Source organism: Terrisporobacter muris (assembly GCF_024621905.1).
Lineage (GTDB): Bacteria > Bacillota > Clostridia > Peptostreptococcales > Peptostreptococcaceae > Terrisporobacter > Terrisporobacter muris.
In genome coordinates this window covers 1-5,612 of the sequence record NZ_JANKBY010000248.1, presented here as the reverse complement: position 1 = coordinate 5,612, position 5,612 = coordinate 1, and the positions used below count along the sequence as shown (strand labels likewise).

7 protein-coding genes are annotated in these 5,612 nt (G+C 28.6%); 5 read left to right on the top strand and 2 right to left on the bottom strand.

Going from position 1 to position 5,612, the window contains the following annotated elements; genetic code table 11:
* On the top strand, positions 1-728 hold a 728-nt coding region (locus NSA58_RS15075), incomplete at its 5' end, for a TylF/MycF family methyltransferase (RefSeq protein WP_257560645.1).
* Between the two features lie 47 nt (positions 729-775).
* On the opposite strand, the gene feoB is transcribed toward NSA58_RS15075, so the two are convergent.
* Together feoB and NSA58_RS15065 are read right to left on the bottom strand one after the other, a co-directional pair.
* The gene (gene feoB, locus NSA58_RS15070) at positions 776-2,692 is read right to left on the bottom strand and encodes a ferrous iron transport protein B (RefSeq protein ID WP_039678680.1); all 1,917 of its coding nucleotides are present in this window, start codon (positions 2,690-2,692) and stop codon (positions 776-778) included.
* Positions 2,693-2,926 carry a FeoA family protein gene (locus NSA58_RS15065; protein WP_039678679.1) on the bottom strand — a complete coding sequence of 78 codons (234 nt, stop codon included), beginning with the start codon at positions 2,924-2,926 and terminating at the stop codon, positions 2,693-2,695.
* A 182-nt stretch (positions 2,927-3,108) separates the two neighbouring features.
* Here NSA58_RS15065 and NSA58_RS15060 point away from each other — a divergent pair, with 182 nt between their 5' ends.
* From NSA58_RS15060 to NSA58_RS15045, 4 genes are all read left to right on the top strand, one after another.
* Entirely contained in the window at positions 3,109-3,636 is a 528-nt protein-coding gene (locus tag NSA58_RS15060) for a Gx transporter family protein (RefSeq protein ID WP_039678678.1), read from the top strand.
* 39 nt (positions 3,637-3,675) lie between these two features.
* Positions 3,676-3,846, top strand: coding sequence for an aspartyl-phosphate phosphatase Spo0E family protein (locus tag NSA58_RS15055; RefSeq protein ID WP_074080148.1), 171 nt, complete (start codon positions 3,676-3,678; stop codon positions 3,844-3,846).
* 269 nt (positions 3,847-4,115) lie between these two features.
* Positions 4,116-4,811: a mechanosensitive ion channel family protein gene (locus NSA58_RS15050; RefSeq protein WP_052232873.1), complete on the top strand. Its 696-nt coding sequence runs from the start codon at positions 4,116-4,118 to the stop codon at positions 4,809-4,811.
* 95 nt (positions 4,812-4,906) lie between these two features.
* Positions 4,907-5,578 carry an MgtC/SapB family protein gene (locus tag NSA58_RS15045; protein WP_039678677.1) on the top strand — a complete coding sequence of 224 codons (672 nt, stop codon included), beginning with the start codon at positions 4,907-4,909 and terminating at the stop codon, positions 5,576-5,578.
* Positions 5,579-5,612: the final 34 nt, after the last annotated feature.

The window sequence follows — 5,612 nt, the reverse complement described above, 5'->3', positions numbered from 1 at the left end:
AATATAAAGGTAATAAAAAGATATATTCTGCTAAAGAATCTGTAAAAATGATGCCTGATATTATTGTTATTACAGTTTTAAATAAAGAAACATCTGAAGAAATTCAATTACAACTAAAATTATTAGATTATAAAGGAATTATATTTAATATTAATGATTTTAAATCATACATAGATATAAGATTAGCATCTTTGAGATTGATAGCATCTGAGATAAATGAACAGAAGCTAGAGGGAGAAGTTGCCGAGCTAGGTGTATATAAGGGGAAATTTGCATCGGAAATCAATAGATTATTTCCAAACAAAAAATTATATCTTTTTGATACTTTTGAAGGTTTTAATAGCGAAGATGTGAGTATAGAAAACAGTCATGGATATTCAAAAGCTAAGGTAGGAGATTTCTCAGATACTAATATGGAATTAGTAAAAAATCAGTTGCCATACAAAGAGCAAGCAATATTTATTAAAGGATATTTTCCTGAGAGTGTAAAAGAAGAGCTACCAAGTTTTTGTTTTGTTAGCTTAGATACAGACTTGTATAAACCTACTTATGAAGGGTTGAAAGTATTCTACCCTAAGCTTGTAAAAGGTGGAATGATCATAATACATGACTATAACAGTACTCAGTTTCCAGGTGTGAAAGATGCAGTAAAAGAATTTTGCATAGAAAATAATGCTTTCCTAGTACCACTATGCGATATGCATGGCTCGGCAGTATTAATAAAATAGTTAATAAAAAAATTGCTATACTCATTAGAATATAGCAATTTTTTATATTATTCGTTTGTAGCTTTTGCATGACATGATCCACTTGATGGACAAGACGAGCAAGAACTACATCCGCTTGATTTTTTAGTGAACATTTTAAATAGAATAAATGCAGCGATTAAAACTATTAAACCACCTATTATATACTCTACAGAAGTACTACTACCAACTATTAAGTTACCAACTGTAGTAACAATAAATGCAACTACCCAAGCAAGGGCAAATTGATAAGATAATGATATTATCATCATTTTATTTCCGTATTCTTTTCTCATAGTAGCAAGTGCTGCTATACATGGTGTATATAGTGCAGAGAATGCTAAGAATGAAAGTGCTGTAACTCCAGTGAATACAGTAGGTAAAACTTGAGCTAAATCATTACCAAATAAAACTGACATTGTATTTACAACTATTTCTTTAGCACCAAGTCCAGTAAGTATAGAAACTGAAATTCTCCAGTCACTAAATCCTAAAGGAGCAAATAAAGGAGCAATTATTTTTCCGAAACTTGATAAGAAGCTGGTATTCATATCTTCAGTAAATCCATGTAAGTTAAATGATGATAAGAACCATATAACTACTGACATGGCAAACATTACAGTCACAACTCTTATTAAGAATCCTTTAGATTTACTCCAAGTATTTTTTAATAAAGATGATAAAGTAGGAACTCTATATTCTGGCAATTCAAGAACGAAAGGTTCTGCTTGTGTTTTGTATACTGTTTTGTTTAATACTAAAGCAACTAAGATTGCTACAACTATTCCTAGTAAATATAAACCAGTAGTAACTAAAGCTTCATGTCTAGAGAAGAAGATTTTTACGAATAGAGCATATATAGGCAATTTAGCACCACAAGTCATAAGTGGAGAAATTAATGCTGTTATCTTTCTATCTTTTTCACTTTCTAAGGTTCTAGTTGCCATTATTGCTGGAGAAGAACATCCAAGTCCCATAACCATAGGGATAAATGCTTTACCAGATAAACCAACTCTATACATTATTCTGTCCATTAAGAAAGCTGCTCTTGACATATATCCGCTATCTTCAAATAATGATATTCCGAAGAATAAAGTGAAGATTAGAGGGAAGAATGGTAAAGTACCAGCTACACCACCAAGTACACCATCAACTATAAGAGATTTAAACCATACACTTGAATTAGCTAACATACTGTCAACTGGAGCCATAACATAAGTCTCTATTGCTCCTCCAAGCCATTCTTGTAAAGGTCCACCTACCCAATCAAAAGTAAATTTAAATAATAGCAATAATATTCCTATAAAAATTGGATAAGCAAGTATAGGATTTAGTATAATATCATCTATACGATCACTTATTGATTTCTTATTAGTTGGAGGAACTATAGTAGCATTAGATATAATTTCTTCTAATTTTTTATAAGTTTGAGTTTCATCACCAAAATCTATAGAGTAATTAATCATAGATTTTGAAGCATTTTCAATTACAGACTTAATATTTTCTAAACCAGTTTTTTTCTTTGCAACTATAGGCAGTATAGTAACATTAAGATTTTCAGCTAATTTATCATAATCTAGTTTTATTCCTTTAGCCTCAGCCAAGTCAACCATATTAAGTAAAATAACTATTGGTTTATTATATTTCATAAGTTGAGTAGTAAGGTATAAGTTTCTATCAAGATTAGAAGCATCTACCACATTTATTATTACATCAACATTTCCTTTTTCTAAAAATTCTTTAGATACTTTTTCTTCATTAGAGAAAGTATCCATGGCATAAATACCTGGTAAATCTACTATTTTTATATTATCATCTAAAAAGCCTTCTTTTTTCTCGATTGTTACCCCAGGCCAGTTACCCACATATTGGTTAGAACCTGTTAATAAGTTAAATACAGTAGTTTTACCAACGTTAGGATTACCGAATAAAGCTACATTAATCAACTAAACCACCTCACTATCTTTTAAGTATATATTTTTTGCATCAGATTTTCTTAAGGCTAAGTTAAGTCCTCTAAAATTAACTATTATTGGATCTCCTAGTGGAGCAATTTTTTTTATTTCTATTTCAGTATTAGCAATACATCCTAAAGCAAGAAGTCTTTTTGCTAATCGTTCGTCACCATCTATATTATGAATTGTACCGCTTTGGCCAACTTTTAAGTCGTAAACAGTCATCATTAACACCTCCTAATGAGTTTCATTATCAATTAAATTATAACTATATTTAGTCAAAATGTCAATATAATCATAATTTTAACATTAGATTTTTAAAACTTATATAAAAAAAATTAAAATATAGAGGTTTTAAACTATATATTGTATTATAATATTAGGTTAAAAAATGGAGATGAAAATGAATGAAAACTAAAAAGATGACTTTTCTAGGTTTGATGGTGTCATATAGCTTAGTATTATATATAATTGAAACTTACATACCTAACCCACTTATAGCGATCTTTCCAGGTGCTAAATTAGGTTTATCAAATATAATAACGCTTATATCATTGATAATCTTAGGTGTAAAAGATACATGTATAGTATTAACTGTTAGAATTATATTATCTTCTATTTTTGCTGGACCTATTTCATACTTATTATTTAGTGCTGGAGGAGCATATTTAAGTTTAATCTGTATGTATTTAGCTAGTAAGATAAAGGGTTTTTCACTTATAGGAGTGAGTATTATAGGAGCCATAGGACATAATATAGGACAGTTATTAGTAGCAAGTATAATAGTACAAAGTATTAATATGGTAGGGTATTTACCATTTATGCTTATAGCATCTTTAATTACAGGGATGTTTGTAGGATTAGTATCAAAGTATTGTTATCCTAAATTGACAATATTTTCCGAGAGGTTGTTGACAAAGAATAACAATTTTTGATAGAATTAAATAAAATACATATTGATAGTGGTGGTTTTTATGGATAAAAGTGAATTAGAAGCACTGAAGAAAGAAATTGAAGAAGTAAGGGAATTAATAAATACATATATAGAGTACCCTGAAATATTCAGAGATGAGCTAGTTGAATCAAGTCAGAAAATAGATATGTTAATAAATGAATATATAAAGCAAGCAAGTGACCCACAATAATGTGGGTTTTTTTGTATGTATTTTGTGATTTTAAATGAGAATTATGAGTATACTAAAGTATAAATGTAAATAAGAAAGCAAATTTTATTTATGAGTTTATTATAATTAAAGGTGATTAAATGTTTTTTTCTAAATTAATTCGTAGCATTTTTATCATAATAATCGCATGTATTTTGTTAAAAATTATACAATTTTTTTTAAAAGGTTTATTTAAAATTACAAAGTTTGATGAGAGGTATGAGGACACCCTTTGTAGTGTGCTATGCTCTGTGTCTTACTATATAATGCTATTTTTAAGCGTCATACTAATACTTAGAGAGTTTGAAATTGTTGATGCAACTGCATTTGGTTCATTAGTTACTGGAGCAAGCATAGTTGGAATTGTGGCAGGAGTCGCATCCCAAAGTATACTAAAAGACATTTTTAATGGATTTTTTATTCTATTTGAAAAGCAAATTCAGGTAGGAGATTTTATTGTAATAAATGAAGAGTTTAGAGGTAGTGTAGAAGAAATTGGCATAAGAAGTGTTAGTCTCAGAGATTGGGATTTAAAAAGAATTACTATTCCAAATGGTAATATTAACAGTATAAGAAACTATAGTAAGGATGTGATGAGAGTTATTGTTCATGTTAGAGTTTCTTATGAGGAGGATCCGATAAAAGTTTTAGATTCATTACAAGAAGTATGTAATATAATGAATGAAAACTATAAAGAGTACCTTGTTAAGTTAAGACCATCTAGCAATCTAGGATTTAAAGTTTATGGAATAACAGATATAGAAAAAATATCAATAGGTGCAAAATACACAATTACAGGCGTAGTTACATCAGAAAAATATTTTGCTATATTGAGAGAAGCTAAATTACAAGTCTTAATAGTATTTAAGAAAAATAATATTAAGATTGGATATCCAACAAATATAAACATCTTAGCAAATGAAGATAATATAAATGAAGAATTATAGATTGTAATTACGAATAGAGAATAAAAACATATACTATACTAATAAATATATGAAATACTTATATAATATGAATATATGATTCTAAGGGGGATAAAATGGGGGACATAATTTTAAAAAATGAGGAAGTAATCATAAAACTCTTATTAGCTGTTATAGTAGGTGGTTTTACTGGTTATGAAAGAGAAAAGTCTAATCAATTTGCGGGTTTTAGAACACATATTTTAGTATCTATTGGATCATGTATTACATCTATTATAGCTCTAGAACTATTTACCCAATATGGTAGCATTACAAATATGGATCCAGCAAGGTTACCTGCGCAAGTATTATCTGGGATAGGTTTTTTGGGTGCAGGAGCTATATTAAAAAATTCCAATGGAATAAGAGGATTAACAACAGCAGCAGGTATATGGACTACTGCATGTATTGGGATTGCAATAGGATATGGTCAATATGTGCTTGGAATTTCGGCATGGATTTTAGTGATGACAACACTGTATATATTGAAAAATTTTGATAAAGTAATATCTAAACGAAGTCAAACAGTACTAAAAGCAACTATAACAAACTTAGATGTGACATCTACTGTATTTAATACTATTAAATCATCTGAAATAGCCATAAAAAACTTTCAAATAATAACTAAATCAGAAGGAATATGGGAAATTGTGCTTTTGATTGAATATGATAAGAGATTAATATTAGATGAGTTAATTATAGAACTGAAAAATATTAATCATGTTATTAATATGGAATATATAAAGTAAGTTTAATGTAGTTTGCGATTTTATTTTGGAAATA

Bases quoted from the DNA above. Each gene is read 5' to 3' on its own strand.
- NSA58_RS15065 (WP_039678679.1), bottom strand. From the start codon at position 2,926: ATGACTGTTTACGACTTAAAAGTTGGCCAAAGCGGTACAATTCATAAT.
- NSA58_RS15060 (WP_039678678.1), top strand. From the start codon at position 3,109: ATGAAAACTAAAAAGATGACTTTTCTAGGTTTGATGGTGTCATATAGC.
- NSA58_RS15055 (WP_074080148.1), top strand. From the start codon at position 3,676: ATGGATAAAAGTGAATTAGAAGCACTGAAGAAAGAAATTGAAGAAGTA.
- NSA58_RS15045 (WP_039678677.1), top strand. From the start codon at position 4,907: ATGGGGGACATAATTTTAAAAAATGAGGAAGTAATCATAAAACTCTTA.